1 protein-coding gene (only partly in view) is annotated in these 19,755 nt (G+C 75.3%); it reads right to left on the minus strand.

Annotation, left to right across the window (positions count from 1 at the left end; translation table 11 throughout):
* Window positions 1–19,755 carry the 3' portion of a type I polyketide synthase gene (locus FHX31_RS17875; protein ID WP_184976818.1) on the minus strand. It continues 10,059 nt past the right edge of the window, so 19,755 of the gene's 29,814 nt are visible here — the last part of the coding sequence; its start codon lies beyond the right edge, outside the window; its stop codon occupies window positions 1–3.

A 19,755-nucleotide genomic window follows, 5' to 3' on the forward strand; every position in this document is an offset into this window, starting at 1 on the left:
CTAGATTCCTGGCAAATTGCCGCCGGGGCCACCCAGCTCGCGGTGGATGAAATCGAAGATCTCGGCGTCGGTGGCGTCGTCGAGGGTGTGCGTGGCCGATTTCTCCTCGGCGGGACCACGGTCGTCGCCCCACCGGGCGACGAACGCCTGCAGCTGCACCAGCAGCTTCTGCCGGGTCAGCCGGTCCGGCGCCTCGGCCGCGAAGGCGCCGTCGAGCCGTTCCAGCTCGGCGAGCAGCGGCGCCGCCGCGGCGGCGCCGTCCTCGGCGAGCCGGTCGCGCAGGTGCCGGGCGAGGGCCGCCGGCGTGGGGTAGTCGAACACCACGGCGGCGGGCAGGTGGACGCCGGTGGCGGCGCGGAGCCGGTTGCGCAGCTCCACGGCCGTCATCGAGTCGAAGCCGACCTCGCGGAACGCCCGGTCGGGCTCCAGCCCCGCGTCGCCGCTGTGGCCGAGCACGGTCGCCGCCAGGCCGCCCACGAGGTCGACGAGGACGCCCTCGCGGTCGGCGGGGCTCAGCGGACGCAGCCGCTCCCGCAGCGCGGTCGCCGCCTCGTCGTCAGCCGGCCGGCGCTCGTCGTCGGCGGGCATCGCCGCGCCCGCCTCCGGGACCCCGGTCAGCAGCGGGCACTGCCGCATCGACGCGAACGTCGGCACGAACCGGTCCCAGCGCACGTCGGCGACGATCAGCGCCCCCTGCGCGCGCAGCGCCTGCCCGAACGCCTCGACGGCCAGCTCCGGGGGCAGGCCCGGCAGGCCCCGCCGGCGCAGTTGCGTCTGCTCCGCCGACTCGGGATCGTCGCGCCACGGGCCCCACGCCACGGCGGTGGCCGCCAGTCCCCCGTGGCGCAGGCTCGCCGCGAGCGCGTGCAGCAGCGCGTCGCCGGCGGACTGGCCGGCCCGGCCGCCCGCGCCCCACACCCCAGTGGTCGAGGTGCACAGCACGAACGCGTCGAGCGGGCGGTGGGCCAGCTCGTCGGCGTACCTCGGGACGTCGCCGACGGTGGCGGCCAGGTCGGCGGCCAGGGCGGCGAGGGTCAGCTCGGTCAGCGGCACCGAGCCGGTCTCGGCCGGGACGTGCACGAGCGCGGTCACCGGCCGTTCCTCGGCGGCGAGCCGCTCCATCAGGTCGCCGAGCTTGCCCGTGGCCGGCTCGGCCAGCGGGAGCACCTCGGCGCCGTGGCGGCCCAGCCAGTCGGTGGTGTGCCGGGCGAGGGGGCCGGTCCCGCCGGTGAGCAGGACGGTGCCGTTCGGCCGGTAGCCGTCGCCCGCCGCCGGCAGCCCGGTGTCGCGGACCAGCCGCCGGGTGTGCACGCCGGCCTCCCGGACGGCGAGCTGGTCCTCACCGTCGACGTTGACCAGGGCCCCGGCCAGGGCCGCGTACGCCGCCTCGGCCGGGTCCGCCGGCAGGTCGACGACTCCGCCGACGTGCCGGGGGTGCTCCAGCGCGGCGACGAGGCCGAGGCCCCAGGTCGTGGCCTGCGTCGGGTGCACGACCGCTTCCCCGCCGACGGCGACCGCGCCGGTGGTGGCCAGCCACAGCGGCACGGCCGGGCCGGAGCGGCCGGTGTGCGCCTGCACGAGCAGCAGGTTCGCCGCCAGGCCGGTCGGCAGCGCGGACTGCTCCGGGTGCGGCGCCTCGTCCAGCGCCAGCAGGGACAGCAGTGCCGTCGGCTGGTGCGCGGCGGCGAGCCGGTCGAGGTCGGCGGTCAGACCGTCGCGGGTGACGGTGGCCGGGTCGACGGTCAGCAGGTGCACCGTCGCGGCTCCGGCCGTGAGGGCGGCGAGCACCCGCTCGGTGACCTGGTGCGGCGGGGCCACCACCAGCCACGTGCCGGGGTCGGCGACGGTCAGCGCCCGGCGTTCCCAGGTGACCCGGTACCGCCAGCCGACCAGGGTGCCGTCGAGCTGCCGGCGGCGCCGCCACGACTCCAGTTCCGGCAGCAGCTCGCGCATCGGCTGGTCCGGGTCGAGGCCGAGGCGGCCCAGGTCGCCGTCGGTGACGGCCCGCCAGAACGCGTCGTCGACCGGGTCGTCGGCGGCCGGTGCCGGCAACGTGTCGAGGGTCGGCCAGTAGCGCTGCGGCCGGAACGCGTACGTCGGCAGCTCGGGCAGCAGCCGGCGATCCGGGCGGGGGCCGGCCAGCGCGGCGAGCACCGCCGCCCAGTCGACGTCGCGCCCGGTGCCGTGCACGACGGCCAGCGCGGCGAGCAGGGCGGCCGGCTCGTCGGCGCCTGCGCGCAGCGCCGCCACGGCCGTGCCGTCGTCGGCGTCGGGGAGCAGGCCGGCGGTCATCGCCGTCAGCACCGCCTGCGGTCCGAGCTCCAGGAAGGTGTCCACGCCCGCGTCGCGCAGCGCGGCGATCCCGTCGGCGTACCGGACGGCCTCCCGGACGTGGCGCACCCAGTAGCCGGGCGTACGGATCTCGTCGGGCTCGGCGAGCCGCCCGGTCAGGTTCGACACGATCGGCAGCAGCGGCGCGGCGAACGTCAGTCCGTCGAGGACGGCTCGGAAATCGGTCAGCATCGGCTCCATCAGCGGGCTGTGGAACGCGTGGCTGACCCGCAGCCGGCGGGTGCGTACGCCGCGTTCCCGCCAGAGCCGTTCCAGCCCGTTGAGGGCGTCGAGGGCCCCGGCGAGGACCACGGCGGTGGGGCCGTTGACGGCGGCGACGCCGACCCGGTCGCCCAGCCCGGCCAGGGACTCGACGACGGCCGCCTCGTCGGCGGCGACGGCGAGCATCCCGCCCCCGGCGGGCAGGGCCTGCATGAGCCGGCCCCGGGCGGCCACCAGCGTGGCGGCGTCGGCGAGGGACAGCACGCCGGCGACGTGCGCGGCGGTGATCTCGCCGATGGAGTGCCCGGCAACGTGCCCGGGCACCACCCCGAACGACTCGACCAGCCGGAACAGGGCCACCTCCAGCGCGAACAGCCCCGCCTGGGTGAAGACCGTCTCGTCGAGCAGCGTCGCATCGGCGCTGCCCTCGGCCGCGAACAGCACCGGCTTCAGCGGCTGCGGCAGCTGGTGGTCCAGGGCCGCGCAGACCTCGTCGAGGGCCGCCGCGAAGACGGGGAACGTGTCGTACAGCCGGCGGCCGGCACCGGGGCGCTGGGCGCCCTGGCCGGAGAACTGGACCGCGAGGCCGCCGCCGCGTCGCCGGGCGGTGACCACCGCGGGGTGCTCCTCCCCGGCGGCCAGGGCGCGCAGCGCGGCCGTTCGGGTCGCCCGGTCGGCGGCCACCACTGTGGCCCGCCGGCCGAGGTGGGCCCGGCCGTCGGCGAGCGCCCAGGCGACCAGGTCGGCGGGGTCGTCGCCCGTCGCGGCGCGGTCGGCCAGCCGGCCGGCCTGCTCGCGCAGCGCGGGCAGGTCGGCGGCGGAGACCGGCCACGGCAGGATCGCCGCGGGACGGTCCCCGTCGGGGAAGACCGGCTCCGGACGGTCCGGGGCCTGTTCCAGGATGACGTGGGCGTTGGTGCCGCTGATGCCGAACGAGGAGACGCCCGCCCGGCGCGGCCCTTCCGTGGTGGTCCACGGTCGTGCCTCGGTGAGCAGCGCCAGCGTGCCGGAGGACCAGTCGACGTGCGGGGTCGGCGCGTCGACGTGCAGGGTCTTCGGCAGCACCTCGTGCTGCAGGGCCAGCACCATCTTGATGAGGCTGGCGGCGCCCGCCGCGGCCTGGGTGTGGCCGATGTTCGACTTCACCGACCCGAGCCACAGCGGCCGGTCGGCGGTCCGGTCCCTGCCGTACGTGGCCAGCAGGGCCTGCGCCTCGATCGGGTCGCCGAGGGTGGTGCCGGTGCCGTGCGCCTCGACGACGTCCACGTCGGCGGGGGTGAGGCCGGCGTTGTCGAGCGCGTGCCGGATGACCCGCTGCTGCGCGGGCCCGTTCGGCGCGGTGAGGCCGTTGCTCGCGCCGTCGGAGTTGACGGCGCTGCCCCGTACGACGGCGAGGATCCGGTTGCCGTCGCGCTGGGCGTCGGAGAGCCGCTGGAGCAGCAGGACGCCGACGCCCTCGCCCCAGCCGGTGCCGTCGGCGGCCTCGGCGAACGCCTTGACCCGCCCGTCGGCGGCGAGGCCGCGCTGCCGGGAGAACTCCAGGAACGCGCCCGGCGTCGACATCACCGTCACGCCGCCGGCCAGCGCGAGGTCGCATTCGCCGCTGCGCAGCGCCTGCGTGGCGAGGTGCAGGGCCACCAGCGACGACGAGCAGGCCGTGTCGACGGTGACCGCCGGGCCGTGCAGCCCGAACGAGTACGCCAGGCGGCCCGAGACCACCGACGCGCCGTTGCCGGTCGCCTGGTAGCCCTCCACCTGGGCTCGGGCGCCCAGCAGCAGCGTGGCGTAGTCCTGCCCGTTGGTGCCCATGAAGACGCCGGTGGCGGAGCCGCGTACCCGGTGCGGGTCGATGCCGGCGTGTTCGAAGGCCTCCCAGGTGGTGTGCAGCAGCAGCCGCTGCTGCGGGTCCATGGCGAGGGCCTCGCGCGGGTTGATCCCGAAGAACGCGGCGTCGAAGCCGGCGACGTCGTGCAGGAACCCGCCGCTGCGGGTGTAGCTGGTGCCGACCTGCTCCGGGTCGCTGTCGAACAGGGCGTCGAGGTCCCAGCCCCGGTCGGCAGGCATCGGCGTGACCGCGTCCACTCCGTCGGCCAGCAGCCGCCACAGCTCCTGCGGCGACGACACCCCGCCCGGGAAGCGGCAGGCCATGGAGACGATCGCGATCGGCTCGTCGGCCGCGGGCCGGGCCGCGGTCGCGCCGCCGGCAGCCGGGCCGCCGTCCGCGCCGACCACGATTTCGGTACGCAGGAAGCGGGCCAGTTCCGCCGCCGAGGGGTGGTCGAAGACCACTGTCGACGGCAGGGTCAGGCCGGTGACCCGGCCCAGCCGGTCCCGCAGCTGCACGGCGGCGAGGGAGTCGAAGCCCAGCTCGCGGAACGCCCGGCCGGCCGGCACCTGGTCGGTGGTGGGGTGGCCGAGCACGGCCGCCGCCTCCGCGCGGACGAGGTCGACCAGCAGCGCCTCCTGGCCGGTCGCCGGCAGCGTGGCGAGCCGGTTGCGCAGCCCGTCGGTCGCGGCGGTGTTCTCCGGCCGCTGCGGCTCCCCGGCGACGGCGGGGGCGACCCGGTCGAAGAGGTGGCTCGGCCGTGCGGCGGTGAACGCCGTGACGAACCGGGACCAGTCGACGTCCACGATCACCGGGGCCGCCTCGGGGGCGTTCACCCAGCGGCCGAGCGCCGCGACGGCGGCGTCGGGCGCGAGCGGGCTGAACCCGCGGCGGCGCAGGCCGTCCGCGGTCTCCCCGGCGGCCATGCCGTCCTCCGCCCACGGGCCGTACGCCAGCGCGGTGGCGGGCAGGCCCTTCGCCCGGCGGGCGGCTACGAGGGTGTCGAGCAGGGCGTTGCCGGCCGCGTAGCCGGCCTGCCCGCCGCCGCCCCAGACACCGGCGACCGAGGAGAAGACCACGAACGCGTCGAGGTCCCGACCCCGGCAGGCGGTGTCGAGGTGCAGGGCGCCGAGCACCTTGCCGGCCAGGGTCTCCGACAGCTCGCCGTCGGTCACCTCGTGCGCTGCGGCGGTGCCGCCGGACGCCCCGGCGGTGTGCACGACGGCGGTCAGCTCCGGCAGCCCGGAGACCAGAGCCTCGACCGCGGCCCGATCGGTGACGTCGCACGCCACCACCCGCACCGCGCCCAGCTCCGCCACCAGCTCCGCAGCGCCCGGAGCCGCCGGACCCCGCCGCGACGCCAGCACCACCTCGGCCGCCCCGTTCGCTAGCAACCAGCGCGCCACATGCCGACCCAAGGCGCCCGTACCACCGGTCACCAGCACCGTCCCGGCGGGCCGCCAACCCGCACCCGCGGGCGGCGCGGCCGGCACCAGCCGCCGGCCGAAGAGGCCGTTGCGGCGGACGGCCACCTGGTCCAGGGTGCCGTCGGCGAGGACCGCGACGAGCCCGGCGCGGGCGCCGCGGTCGGCGCGGTCGGGCAGGTCGACCAGGCCACCCCAGCGGTCCGGCTGTTCGAGGGCGACGACCCGGCCCAGGCCCCACGCCAGCGCCGCCCACACGTCGCCGGCCCGCTCCCCCGCCGTGACCGGCATCGCGGTACGGCTGAGCGCCCACACCCTTCCGGCCAGGCCGGTGTCGGTCAGCGCGCGGACAAGGGTGAGCAGCACCGCCGTGCCGGCGGGCACCGCCGGGGTGTCCGCCAGGGGCCGGTCCTGGCGGGGCAGCACGCAGAGCACCCCGGCCCAGCCGTCCCCGCTGATCCGGCCCAGTCGCTCGCCCAGTTCGGCGCGGGCGAGGGTGGACGACACGGTGAGCGTGTCCACCCGGGCGCCCGCCTGGGTGAGGGTCTTCGCCACGCCCGCGTCGGCACCGCTGTCGACGGTGACGACCAGCCACCGCCCGGACAGCCGGGTCGCCGGGGCCGGCCGTACCGGCTCCCACCCGATCCGGTACGACCACCCGTCGAGGGCGGTGTCGCGCGACCGGTGTTGACGCCAGCGCGCCAGGAGCGGCAGGGCCGGGCCGAGCGCGTCCAGGTCCTCGGTGTCGCCGCCGAGTTCGGCGGCGAGGGCGGCCAGGTCGCCGCGCTCGACGGCGGCCCAGAACTCGGTGTCGCCGCCCTCCGGGGCGGCCTGCCTCGTGGGCGTACCCTCAGGCCAGTAGCGCTGGTGCTGGAAGGCGTACGTGGGCAGGTCGACGCGGCGCGCGCCGGTGTCCGCGAACCACGACTGCCAGGTCACCGGCACGCCGTGCACGTGCAGCTCCGCCAGGGCGTGCAGCAGCGCGTGCGCCTCCGGACGGTCCCGGCGCTGCACCGCGACGGCCAGCACGGCGTCGTCGCCGGCCAGCACGTCGGCAGCCATCGCGGTCAGCACGCTCTGCGGCCCGACCTCCAGGAACGTGTCGATACCGGCGGCCTTCAGGGCGGTGATCCCGTCGGCGAAGCGCACGGCGTCGCGGACGTGCCGCACCCAGTAGTCGGCCGTGCGGATCTCGTCGGCGTCGGCCAGGGCCCCGGTCACGTTCGACACGACCGGCAGCAGCGGCGTGGCAAAGGTGAGGCCGTGCAGGATCGTGCGGAACTCGTCGAGCATCGGCTCCATCAGCGGGCTGTGGAACGCGTGGCTGACGGTGAGCCGGCGGGTACGCACACCTCGGTCCCGCCAGGCCCGCTCCACCTCGTCCAGGGCCTCGACGGCACCGGACACCACCACTGCGGTGGGTCCGTTGACCGCAGCGACGCCTGCCCGGTCGGCGAGCCCGGCGATCGACTCGACCACTGCGGCCTCGTCAGCGGCCACGGCCAGCATGCCGCCGCCCGTGGGCAACGCCTGCATCAACCGACCCCGCGCGGCCACGAGAGCGCACGCGTCGGCCAGGGACAACACCCCGGCCACGTACGCGGCCGTCACCTCACCGATCGAGTGACCAGCCAGCATGTCCGGCACGATCCCGAACGACTCCACCAGGCGGAACAGCGCCACCTCGACCGCGAACAACCCGGCCTGCGTGAACACCGTCTGATCCAGCAACCCCGCCTCGGCGGAACCCGACGACGCGAACAGCACCTCCCGCAACGGACGCGGCAGCAACGGATCGAGGTGTCCACACACCTCGTCCAGCGCGGTCGCGAACACCGGGAACCCGGCGTACAACTCCCGGCCCATCCCGGCCCGCTGCGCGCCCTGGCCCGAGAAGAGCAGCGCGAGCTGGCCGCGTACGGCGGTGGAGCCGGTCACGACGGTCCCGGAGGGCTCGCCCGCATCGAGGGCCCGAAGCGCGGTGAGCAGGTCGTTGCCGTCGGCCACCACGGCGACGGCACGCTGTTCCAGCGCGGGTCGGGTGGTGACGGAGGACCAGGCCACGTCCAGCGGACGCGGGGCCTCGTCGGCGGCGAGCCAGCGCGCCCACCGGCCCGCTTGGCCGGCCAGGGCCGCGTCGGAGCGCGCGGAGAGCAGCACCGGTACGACCGGCGGCAGGTCGCGGGCGACGATCTCGCCCTCGATCGTCTCAGCGGGCGGCTGCTCGATGATCACATGCGCGTTCGTGCCGGAGATCCCGAACGACGACACCGCCGCCCGACGCGGACGGTCCACCGCCGGCCACGGGGTGGGCTCGGTCGCGAGGGCCACCGCCCCGGCCGACCAGTCCACATGCGGCGACGGCTCGTCCACGTGCAGCGTCGCCGGCACGAGGCCGTGCCGCATCGCCATGACCATCTTGATCACACCAGCCACACCCGCAGCAGCCTGCGTGTGCCCGATGTTCGACTTCACCGAACCGAGCCACAACGGCTCCCGCCCCTGCCGGTCCTGCCCGTACGTGGCCAGGACGGCCTGCGCCTCGATCGGGTCACCCAGCGTCGTACCCGTGCCGTGCGCCTCGACCACGTCCACATCGGACGGCGACAGCCGCGCCGACGCCAGCGCCTGCCGGATCACCCGCTGCTGCGACGGACCGTTCGGCGCGGTCAGACCGTTCGACGCACCGTCCTGGTTCACGGCCGTGCCCCGCACCACGGCGTAGATCTTTCGGCCCTCGCGCTGGGCGTCGGAGAGCCGTTGCACCAGCAGGACACCCACGCCCTCGGACCAGCCGGTGCCGTCGGCGGACGCCGCAAACGACTTGCAGCGGCCGTCCTGCGACAGGCCCCGCTGCCGGGAGAACTCGATGAACGTCCCCGGCGTCGCCATCACCGTCACACCACCGGCCAACGCCAGATCACACTCACCCGACCGCAACGCCTGCGCGGCGAGGTGCAGCGCCACCAGCGACGACGAGCACGCCGTGTCCACTGTGACCGCCGGCCCCTCCAACCCGAAGGTGTAGGCGACCCGACCGGACAGCACGCTGCCGGAGGTGCCGGTCCCGACGTAGCCCTCCACCTCGGTCGGCAGGTCCATGAGCCGGGAGGCGTAGTCGTGGTACATGACACCGGCGAAGACACCCGTCCGGCTGCCCCGCAACCGCTGCGGGTCCAGCCCCGCCGACTCGAACGACTCCCATGACGCCTCCAGCAGCAACCGCTGCTGCGGGTCCATGGCGAGGGCTTCACGCGGCGAGATCCCGAAGAAGCCCGGGTCGAACTCCGCAGCCCCGTACAGGAAACCACCGTGGCGCGTGTACGACGTACCGCTGCGGTTCGGGTCCGGGTCGAACAGCGACTCCAGGTCCCAGCCCCGGTCCGCCGGGAACTCGGAGATCCCGTCGCCGCCGCCGGCCAGCAGCCCCCACAGTTCGTCGGGGGATTCCACCCCGCCCGGGTAGCGGCAGGCCATGCCCACGATCGCGATCGGCTCCTCGGTGCCGACGATCGGGCCGGCGACCGGGCCGGCGGTCGACTGGCGCACCCCGGCCAACTCCGACCACAGGTGGTCGGCGAGCACGGCCGGGGTCGGGTAGTCGAAGACCAGCGTCGAGGCCAGCCGCAGCCCGGTGGCCGCGTTCACGCGGTTGCGCAGGTCGACGGCGGTCAGCGAGTCGAAGCCCAACTCCCGGAACGCCCGGTCCGCCGGCACCGACTCCGCGCCACCGTGCCCCAACACCTGCGCGACCAGACCCCGTACCAGCACGTCGACCTGGGCGCGGCCCTCGTCCTCGGTCAGCCCGGCGAGCCGGTCGGCCCAGCCGCCACCGCCCTGCCCTGCCTGGCGGCGGGTGCCGGTCACGCCGATCAGGGTGCGCAGCACGGCCGGCACGGGGCCGCCGGAGGTCGCCGCCCGCAGCGCGGGCACGTCGATCACGGCCGGTACGAGGACCGCCCGGTCGGCGCCCAGCGCGGCGTCGAACAGCTCCAACCCGATCTCGGCGCTCATTGGCGTCAGACCCGCCCGCGCGGACCGCGCCCGGTCCGCCTCGTCGATCGACGCGGCCATACCGTCCGTGTCCCACATGCCCCACGCCAGGCTGACGGCAGGCAACCCGAGCTGCCGCCGGTAGACCGCCAGGGCGTCGAGGAACGCGTTACCCGCCGCGTACGCCGACTGACCCGGCGAACCCAGCACACCCGCCACCGACGAGAACACCACGAACAGATCCAGACCCAGACCCGCCGTCGCCTCATGCAGGAACCAACCCGCCGACACCTTCGGCGCCAACACCCCCGCCAATCGCTCCGCCGTCAGCCCCTCCACCACACCGTCGTCCAACACACCAGCGGTGTGCACCACACCTGCCAGCCGACCCTCGGCGGCCACCTCGGCCACCAGACCGAACACCTGGTCCCGGTCCGTCACGTCACAGGCAACGACCCGCACGGACGCACCCAGCGCCGACAACCGCTCCGACAGCTCGCCCGCACCGGCGGCCTCCGGGCCGCGCCGCGACACCAGCACGAGAGACCGCACGCCGTGCACCGACACCAGGTGCTCCGCGACCAGCGCACCGAGCGCACCCGTACCACCGGTGACCAGCACCGCACCGTCACCCACGGCCGGCGTCTCCGCCGCCGTGATGCCGGCCCGGACCAGGCGTGGCGAGTGCACCGCACCCCCGCGGATGGCCAACTGGCCGCCGGTCGCGGTCGGTTCCCGCAGGACGCCGTCCAGCAGGTCCATCAGCGCGGCATCCGGGTCGCCGTCGACGTCCGCGAGCACGATGCGGCCCGGGTGCTCCGACTGCGCCGACCGCAGCAGACCCCACACCGCCGCGCCGGCCAGGTCGGTCACCCGGTCGTCGTCTCCGACGGACACCGCGCCCCGGGTCACCACCACGAGCCGCGAGTCCGCCAGGGCATCCGCCGCGAGCCAGGACTGCACGGTCGCCAGCACGTCCGAGGTCACCGCCCGGACCGACTCCGCGGTCGTCGACCCGGGCGCGGGGAACACCGGCAGCAGCAGCGTCCGGGGGACAGACTCCTCCCCCGCGGCCGTCGCCACGTCGGGGTACGTGGGCATTCCGACGGGTGCCGGCAGCTCCCGGCCGCCGGTCACCAGCGCCCAGCCGGAGAGCTCCCCGGCGGGCGCGGCCTCCACGGCCGGCCATCGCAGCTCGAACAGCGACCGCGTGGCCACGCCCGGCGCGGCCACGCCGGTCAGCTCCCGCAGGGCGAGGGAGTCCACCGACACGACCGGCGCGCCCACCTCGTCGTACGCGGCCAGCCGCAGCCCGGAGCCGTCGCGGGTCAGGCGTACCCGCAGCGCCCCCGCTCCCGAGGCGTGCACCTGCACGCCCTCGAACGCGAACGGCACCCGTGGCCCGCCCGACTCCTCGCCGACCAGCAGCAGCCCGATCGGGTGCAGGGCGGCGTCCAGCAGCGCCGGGTGCACGCCGAACCCGGCGGCCTCCGTCGCGTCGTCCGGCAGGACCACCTCGGCGTACACCTCGTCGCCGCCGGTCCAGGCACGCCGGAGCCCCTGGAAGGCCGGCCCGTACGTCAGGCCGTGTTCCGCCAGCGTCGGGTACCAGCTCGCCAGGTCCACCTCCGCCGCGCCGGCGGGGGGCCAGGTGACCGGGTCCGGCTCGTCGGCGGTGGAAGGCTCCAGCACGCCCTCCGCGTGCCGGGTCCAGCCCGCCTCGGGGTCGTCGTCGGGGCGGGAGTAGACGGCGACGGGACGCTGCGGCGACTCCGACGTGGACACCCGCACCTGGATCCGCACGCCTCCCGTTCCGGGGAGGGCCAGCGGGGTGGCCATGGTCAGCTCCCGCAGCCGGGAGAGGCCCACCTCGTCGCCGGCCCGCACCGCCAGCTCGACCAGGGCGGTGCCCGGCACCAGCGTCAGCCCGGAGACCGTGTGGTCGGCCAGCCACGGGTGCGTGGCCAGGGAGAGCCGGCCCGTCAGCACCATCTCGTCGTCGCCGGCCAGGTCCACCGTCGCGCCGAGCAGCGGGTGCCCGGTGCGGCCGAGCCCGGCCCCGGACACGTCGCCCGTACGCGCCCGGCCGGCGGTGGGCCAGTAGCGCTGGTGCTGGAAGGCGTACGTGGGCAGGTCGACGCGGCGCGCGCCGGTGTCGGCGAACCACGGCTGCCAGGTCACCGGCACGCCGTGCACGTGCAGCTCCGCCAGGGCGTGCAGCAGCGCGTGCGCCTCCGGACGGTCCCGGCGCTGCACCGCGACGGCCAGCACGGCGTCGTCGCCGGCCAGCACGTCAGCGGCCATCGCGGTCAGCACGCTCTGCGGCCCGACCTCCAGGAACGTGTCGATACCGGCGGCCCTCAGGGCGGTGATCCCGTCGGCGAAGCGCACGGCGTCGCGGACGTGCCGCACCCAGTAGTCGGCCGTGCGGATCTCGTCGCCGGCCAGGGCCCCGGTCACGTTCGACACGACCGGCAGCAGTGGCGCGGAGAACGTCAACCCGTCCAGGACCGTGCGGAACTCGTCGAGCATCGGCTCCATCAGCGGGCTGTGGAACGCGTGGCTCACCGTCAGGCGGCGAGTGCGCACGCCCCGGTCGCGCCAGTGCCGCTCCACCTCGTCGAGGGCCTCGACGGCACCGGACACCACCACTGCGGCGGGTCCGTTGACCGCAGCGACGCCTGCCCGGTCGGCGAGCCCGGCGATCGACTCGACCACTGCGGCCTCGTCAGCGGCCACGGCCAGCATGCCGCCGCCGGTGGGCAACGCCTGCATCAACCGACCCCGCGCGGCCACGAGAGCGCACGCGTCGGCCAGGGACAACACCCCGGCCACGTACGCGGCCGTCACCTCACCGATCGAGTGACCAGCCAGCATGTCCGGCACGATCCCGAACGACTCCACCAGGCGGAACAGCGCCACCTCGACCGCGAACAACCCGGCCTGCGTGAACACCGTCTGATCCAGCAGCTCCGCCTCGGCCGTGCCCGCCGACGCGAACAGCACCTCCCGCAGCGGGCGCGGCAGCAACGGATCGAGGTGTCCGCACACCTCGTCCAGCGCGGCGGCGAAGACCGGGAACCCGGCCGACAGCTCCCGGCCCATCCCGGCACGCTGCGCACCCTGGCCCGAGAAGAGCAGGGCGAGCCGGCCGCGCTGGCCGGTGGCGCCGGAGACGACCGTACCGGTGGGGTCGCCGTCGGCGAGGGCGGTCAACGCCGCGACCAGGTCGTCCCGGTCGGCGGCGGTGACGACCGCCCGGTGCTCCAGCGCGGGTCGGGTGGTGACGGAGGACCAGGCCACGTCCAGCGGACGCGGGGCCTCGTCGGCGGTCAGCCAGCGCGCCCACCGGCCCGCCTGCGCCGACAGCGCGGCGGCGTCGCGGGCCGACAGCAGCACCGGTACGACCGGCGGCACGTCGCCGGCGACGACCTCACCCTCGATCGTCTCAGCGGGCGGCTGCTCGATGATCACATGCGCGTTCGTGCCGGAGATGCCAAACGACGACACCGCCGCCCGACGCGGACGGTCCACCCGCGGCCACGGAGTGGGCTCGGTGGCCAGGGCCACCGCCCCCGCCGACCAGTCGATGTGCGGCGACGGCTCGTCCACATGCAACGTCGCCGGCACCAGACCGTGCCGCATCGCCATGACCATCTTGATCACACCAGCCACACCCGCAGCCGCCTGCGTGTGCCCGATGTTCGACTTCACCGACCCCAACAGCAACGGCCGATCCTGCGGACGCTCCTGCCCGTACGTCGCCAGCAGAGCCTGCGCCTCGATCGGATCACCCAGCGTCGTACCCGTGCCGTGCGCCTCCACGGCATCCACGTCCGCCGGGGACAGGCGCGCGTTCGCCAGCGCCTGCCGGATCACCCGCTGCTGCGACGGGCCGTTCGGCGCGGTCAGCCCGTTCGACGCACCGTCCTGGTTCACGGCCGTGCCACGTACCACCGCCAGCACGCGGTGCCCGTTGCGCCGCGCGTCCGACAGCCGCTCCACGAGCAGCACGCCGACGCCCTCGGACCAGCCCGTGCCGTCGGCCGACGCCGCGAACGACTTGCACCGGCCGTCCTGCGACAGGCCGCGCTGACGCGAGAACTCGATGAACGTCCCCGGCGTCGCCATCACCGTCACACCACCGGCCAACGCCAGATCACACTCACCCGACCGCAACGCCTGCGCGGCAAGGTGCAGCGCAACGAGGCTGGAAGAACAAGCGGTGTCGACGGTGACCGCCGGGCCCTCCAACCCGAAGGTGTAGGCGACCCGACCGGACAGCACGCTGCCCGACGTGCCCGTGCCGACGAAGCCCTCGGCGTCCGGCGGCAGGTCCATCAGGCGGGAGGCGTAGTCGTGGTACATGACACCGGCGAAGACACCCGTCCGGCTGCCCCGCAACCGCTGCGGGTCCAGCCCCGCCGACTCGAACGACTCCCACGACGCCTCCAGCAGCAACCGCTGCTGCGGATCCATCGCCAGAGCCTCACGCGGCGAGATCCCGAAGAAGCCCGGATCGAACTCCGCCGCCCCGTACAGGAAACCACCGTGGCGCGTGTACGACGTACCGCTGTGCTCCGGGTCCGGGTCGAACAGGCTCTCCAGGTCCCAGCCGCGATCGGTGGGGAACTCCGAGATCCCGTCGCCGCCGCCGGCCAGCAACGCCCACAGCTGGTCCGGACCATCGACGCCACCGGGGTAGCGGCAGGCCATGCCCACGATCGCGATCGGCTCGTCGGTGCCGGCGGTGAGTACCGCCGTCTGGCGGGCGGTGATCTGCCCGGAGACCTGCTCGTGCAGGTGGTCGGCGAGCACGGCCGGGGTCGGGTAGTCGAAGACCAGCGTCGAGGCCAGCCGCAGCCCGGTGGCCGCGTTCAACCGGTTACGCAGGTCCACCGCCGTCAGCGAGTCGAAGCCCAACTCCCGGAACGCCCGGTCCGCCGGCACGGCTTCCGCACCACCGTGCCCCAACACCTGCGCGACCAGACCCCGTACCAGCACGTCGACCTGGGCGCGCGCCTCGTCGGGCGCCAGGCCCGCGAGCTGGTTGGCCCAGTCGCCGCTCCGCGCGGCCCGTCGCCGGGCCGCCGTCGACCCGATCAGGGTACGCAGCACGGCCGGCACCGGGCCGGCGCCGAGCGCTGCGCGCATCGCCGGTACGTCGATCACGGCCGGCACCAACGCCGGCTGCTCCGCCACCAGGGCGGCGTCGAACAGCTCCAACCCGGTCCCGGCGCTCATCGGCGTCAGACCCGCCCGCGCGGACCGCGCCCGGTCCGCCTCGTCGATCGAGGCGGCCATGCCTGCCGTGTCCCACATCCCCCACGCCAGACTCACCGCCGGCAACCCGAGCTGCCGCCGATACACCGCCAACCCGTCCAGGAACGCGTTACCCGCCGCATACCCCGACTGACCCGGCGAACCCAGCACACCCGCAACCGACGAGAACACCACGAACAAGTCGAGATCCAGACCCGCCGTCGCCTCATGCAACAACCAACCCGCCGACACCTTCGGCGCCAACACCCCCGCCAACCGCTCCGCCGTCAGCCCCTCCACCACACCGTCATCCAACACACCAGCCGTGTGCACCACACCCGCCAGCCGACCCCCGGCGGCCACCTCCGCCACCAGACCGAACACCTGGTCCCGGTCCGTCACGTCACAGGCAACGACCCGCACCGACGCACCCAACGCCGACAACCGCTCCGACAACTCACCCGCACCGGCGGCCTCCGGGCCACGCCGCGACACCAGCACCAGCGACCGCACACCATGCGCCGACACCAGGTGCTCCGCCACCAACGCCCCGAGCGCACCCGTACCACCGGTCACCAGCACCGCACCGTCACCCACGACCGGCGTCTCCACCGACGCCGGAGCGACCGCACGCACCAGACGCGGCACGAACACCGCGCCCGCACGCACCGCGACCTGACCGCCGTGCGTCGACGGCTCGTCGGCCACCGTGGTCAGCACACCCAGCAGCCCGGCATCCACGTCACCGTCCACGTCCGCCAGCACGATGCGACCCGGGTGCTCCGACTGCGCCGACCGCAGCAGACCCCACACCGCCGCACCGGCCAGGTCCGACACCCGGTCGTCCGCCGCCACCGACACCGCACCCCGCGTCACCACCACGAGCCGCGACTCCGCCAGCGCATCGGCTGCCAGCCAGGACCGGACGGTCGCCAGCACCTCCGAGGTCGCCGCGCGTACCGCATCGGGGACGGCCCTCTCCGGCCCGTCGAGCGGCAGCAGCAGCGCCCTCGGTGCGACCGTCCGGCCGGCGTCGACCGCCGCGACGAGCGCCTCGACGTCGCCGTACGCCGGCAGGTCGGCGGTTGCCGGCGAGCCGACCAGCGCCCACCCGGAGAGGTCCCCGGTGGCGGCGATCTCCTCGGCCTGCCAGGTGAGTTCGAACATCGCGCGGGCCGCCGCGCCTGCCGCGGTCACGCCGGTCAGCTCGCGCAGGGCGAGGGAGTCGACCGAGACCACGGCCGCGCCCGACTCGTCGCACGCGACCAGCCGCACCGCCGAGCCCGTACGCGACAGCCGCACCCGCAGCACCCGCGCACCCGAGGCATACACCTGCACACCCTCGAACGCGAACGGCACCCGCGGCCCGCCCGACCCCTCGGTGCCGGGCAGCAGCCCGATCGGGTGCAGGGCGGCGTCCAGCAGCGCCGGGTGCACACCGAAGCGCGCCGCCTCCGTCGCCACCTCGTCCGGCAGCGCCACCTCGGCGAACACCTCGTCGCCGCCCGTCCACACCCGGCGCAGCCCCCGGAACACCGGCCCGTACGCCAGGCCGTGCTCCGCCAGCGTCGGGTACCAGCCCGCCACGTCCACCTCGGACGCGCCGACCGGCGGCCACTCCCCCAGGCTCGGCTCGCCGGCCGACGCCGGCTCCAGCACGCCCTCCGCATGCCGCACCCAGTCGGCCTCCGGATCACCCTCGGACTGCGAGTGCACCGCCACGACCCGGACGCCGGTCTCGTCGGCCGCACCGACGCGCACCTGCACCCGCACCGCGCCGGCCTCCGGCAGCACCAGCGGCGCCGCCACGGTCAGCTCCCGCACCCGCGACGCGCCCACCTCGTCACCCGCCCGGACGGCCAACTCGACCAGGGCGGTCCCGGGCAAGACGACCGCGCCGGAGACGACGTGGTCCGCGAGCCACACGTGGGTGGTGAGGGACAGCCGGCCCGTCAACACCACCATGTCCACACCGGCCACTGACACCGCCGCACCGAGCAGCGGATGCCCGGCCACGCCGAGGCCCGCCCCGGACACGTCGGCGGCATGCGCCTGGCCCGCGCCGAGCCAGTAGCGCTGGTGCTGGAAGGCGTACGTCGGCAGGTCGACCCGGGCGGCGCCGGCGTCGGTGAACCACTGCGTCCAGGTCACCGGGACACCGTGGACGTGCAGGTCGGCGAGGGCGTGCAGGAGTGCCTGCGGGGCGGGCCGGTCCCGGCGCTGGACGGCCACCGCGAGCGCGTCCTCGGCGAGCAGGTCGGCGTTCATCGCGGTCAGGACGCTCTGCGGGCCGATCTCCAGGAAGGTGTCGACCCCGGTGGCCCGCAGGGCGGCGATGCCGTCGGCGTAGCGGACGGCCTCCCGCACGTGCCGCACCCAGTACTCGGCGCGGGTGATCTCCTGCGGGTCGGCGAGCGCGCCGGTCAGGTTCGACACCACCGGCAGCAGCGGCGCCCGGAACGTCAGCCCCGCCAGGACGGCGCGGAACTCGTCGAGCATCGGCTCCATCAGCGGACTGTGGAACGCGTGGCTCACCGTCAGGCGGCGCGTACGCACACCCCGCTCCCGCCAGACCCGCTCCACCTCGTCCAGGGCCTCGACGGCACCGGAGACGACGACGGCGGTGGGCCCGTTGACGGCCGCGATACCGAGGCGGTCGGTCATCCCGGCGAGAGACTCCGCCACCGCAGCCTCGTCAGCGGCCACGGCCAGCATGCCGCCGCCCGTGGGCAACGCCTGCATCAACCGACCCCGCGCGGCCACGAGAGCGCACGCGTCGGCCAGGGACAGCACCCCGGCCACGTACGCGGCCGTCACCTCACCGATCGAGTGACCAGCCACCACGTCGGGAACGACCCCGAACGACTCCACCAGACGGAACAACGCCACCTCGACCGCGAACAACCCGGCCTGCGTGAACACCGTCTGATCCAGCAACCCCGCCTCGGCGGAACCCGACGACGCGAACAGCACCTCCCGCAACGGACGCGGCAGCAACGGATCGAGCTGCGCGCACACCTCGTCCAGCGCGGTCGCGAACACGGGGAACAGGGCGGACAGCTCCCGGCCCATCCCGGCGCGCTGCGCGCCCTGGCCCGAGAAGAGCACGGCCAGTTGCGTACGCGTCGCGCCCGTGCCGGTGACCACGGTGGCGGCCGGCTCACCGTCGGCGAGGGCGCGCAGCCCGGCCAGCAGTTCGTCCCGGTCCGTCGCGGTGACCACCGCGCGGTGCTCCATGACGGCCCGGCTGACGGTCGACGACCAGCCGACGTCGAGGGGGCGCAGTTCCTCGTCGCCGGCGATCCAGCGGGCCCAGCGCTCCGCCTGGGCCGCGACGGCGGCCTCGGAGCGGGCCGACAGCAGCACCGGCGACGGCAGCTGCCCGGCGGTGGGCGTCGGCGCGCCCTCGCCCCGGGTCGGCTCCGCCTCGGCGGGCGGCTGCTCGATGATCACATGCGCGTTCGTGCCGCTGACGCCGAACGACGAGATCGCGGCGCGACGGGGCCGGCCCGCCGCGGGCCAGTCGCGGGCCTCGGTGAGCAGGGAGACCGCCCCGGCGCTCCACTCGATGTGCGGGGACGGCTCGTCGACGTGCAGCGTCGACGGCAGCACGCCGTGCCGCATCGCCATGATCATCTTGATGATGCCGGCTGCCCCGGCGGCGGCCTGGGTGTGGCCGATGTTCGACTTGACCGAGCCCAGCCAGAGCGGCCGGTCGGCGGGCCGGTCCTGCCCGTACGTCGCCAGCAGGGCCTGCGCCTCGATCGGGTCGCCCAGGGTCGTGCCGGTGCCGTGCGCCTCGACGGCGTCCACGTCGGCGGCGGTGAGCCGCGCGTTGGCCAGCGCCTGACGGATCACGCGCTGCTGCGACGGGCCGTTCGGGGCGGTCAGACCGTTCGACGCGCCGTCCTGGTTGACGGCAGTGCCACGCACGACCGCAAGCACGCGGTGCCCGTTGCGCCGCGCGTCCGACAGGCGCTCCACCAGGAGCACGCCCACGCCCTCGGACCAGCCCGTGCCGTCCGCCGACGCCGCGAAGGACTTGCACCGGCCGTCGGCCGACAGGCCACGCTGCCGGGAGAACTCGATGAACGTCCCCGGCGTCGCCATCACCGTCACGCCGCCGGCCAGGGCGAGGTCGCACTCGCCGCCGCGCAGCGCCTGCACCGCCAGGTGCAGCGCGACCAGCGACGACGAACACGCGGTGTCCACGGTCACCGCCGGGCCTTCGAGCCCGAACGTGTACGCCACCCGGCCGGACAGCACGCTGCCGGAGGTGCCGGTGCCGAGGTAGCCGCCCACGCCCTCGGGCAGGTCCTGCACGCCGGAGGCGTAGTCGTGGTACATCAGGCCGGCGAAGACGCCGGTCCGGCTGCCGCGCAGCCGCGAGGGGTCGAGACCGGCCGACTCGAACGTCTCCCAGGACGCCTCCAGCAGCAGCCGCTGCTGCGGGTCCATGGCGATCGCCTCGCGCGGCGAGATGCCGAAGAAGTCCGGGTCGAACTCGGCGGCCCCGTACAGGAAGCCACCGTGGCGGGTGTACGACGTCCCGGGGTTGTCCGGGTCGGGGTGGAAGAGCCGGTCGAGGTCCCAGCCCCGGTCGGTGGGGAATTCGCCGATGCCGTCGGCGCCGGCGGCGACCAGGTCCCACAGCTGCTGCGGGTTCGTCACGCCACCCGGGTAGCGGCACGCCATGCC

This window comes from Micromonospora sp. CNZ286, assembly GCF_014207755.1.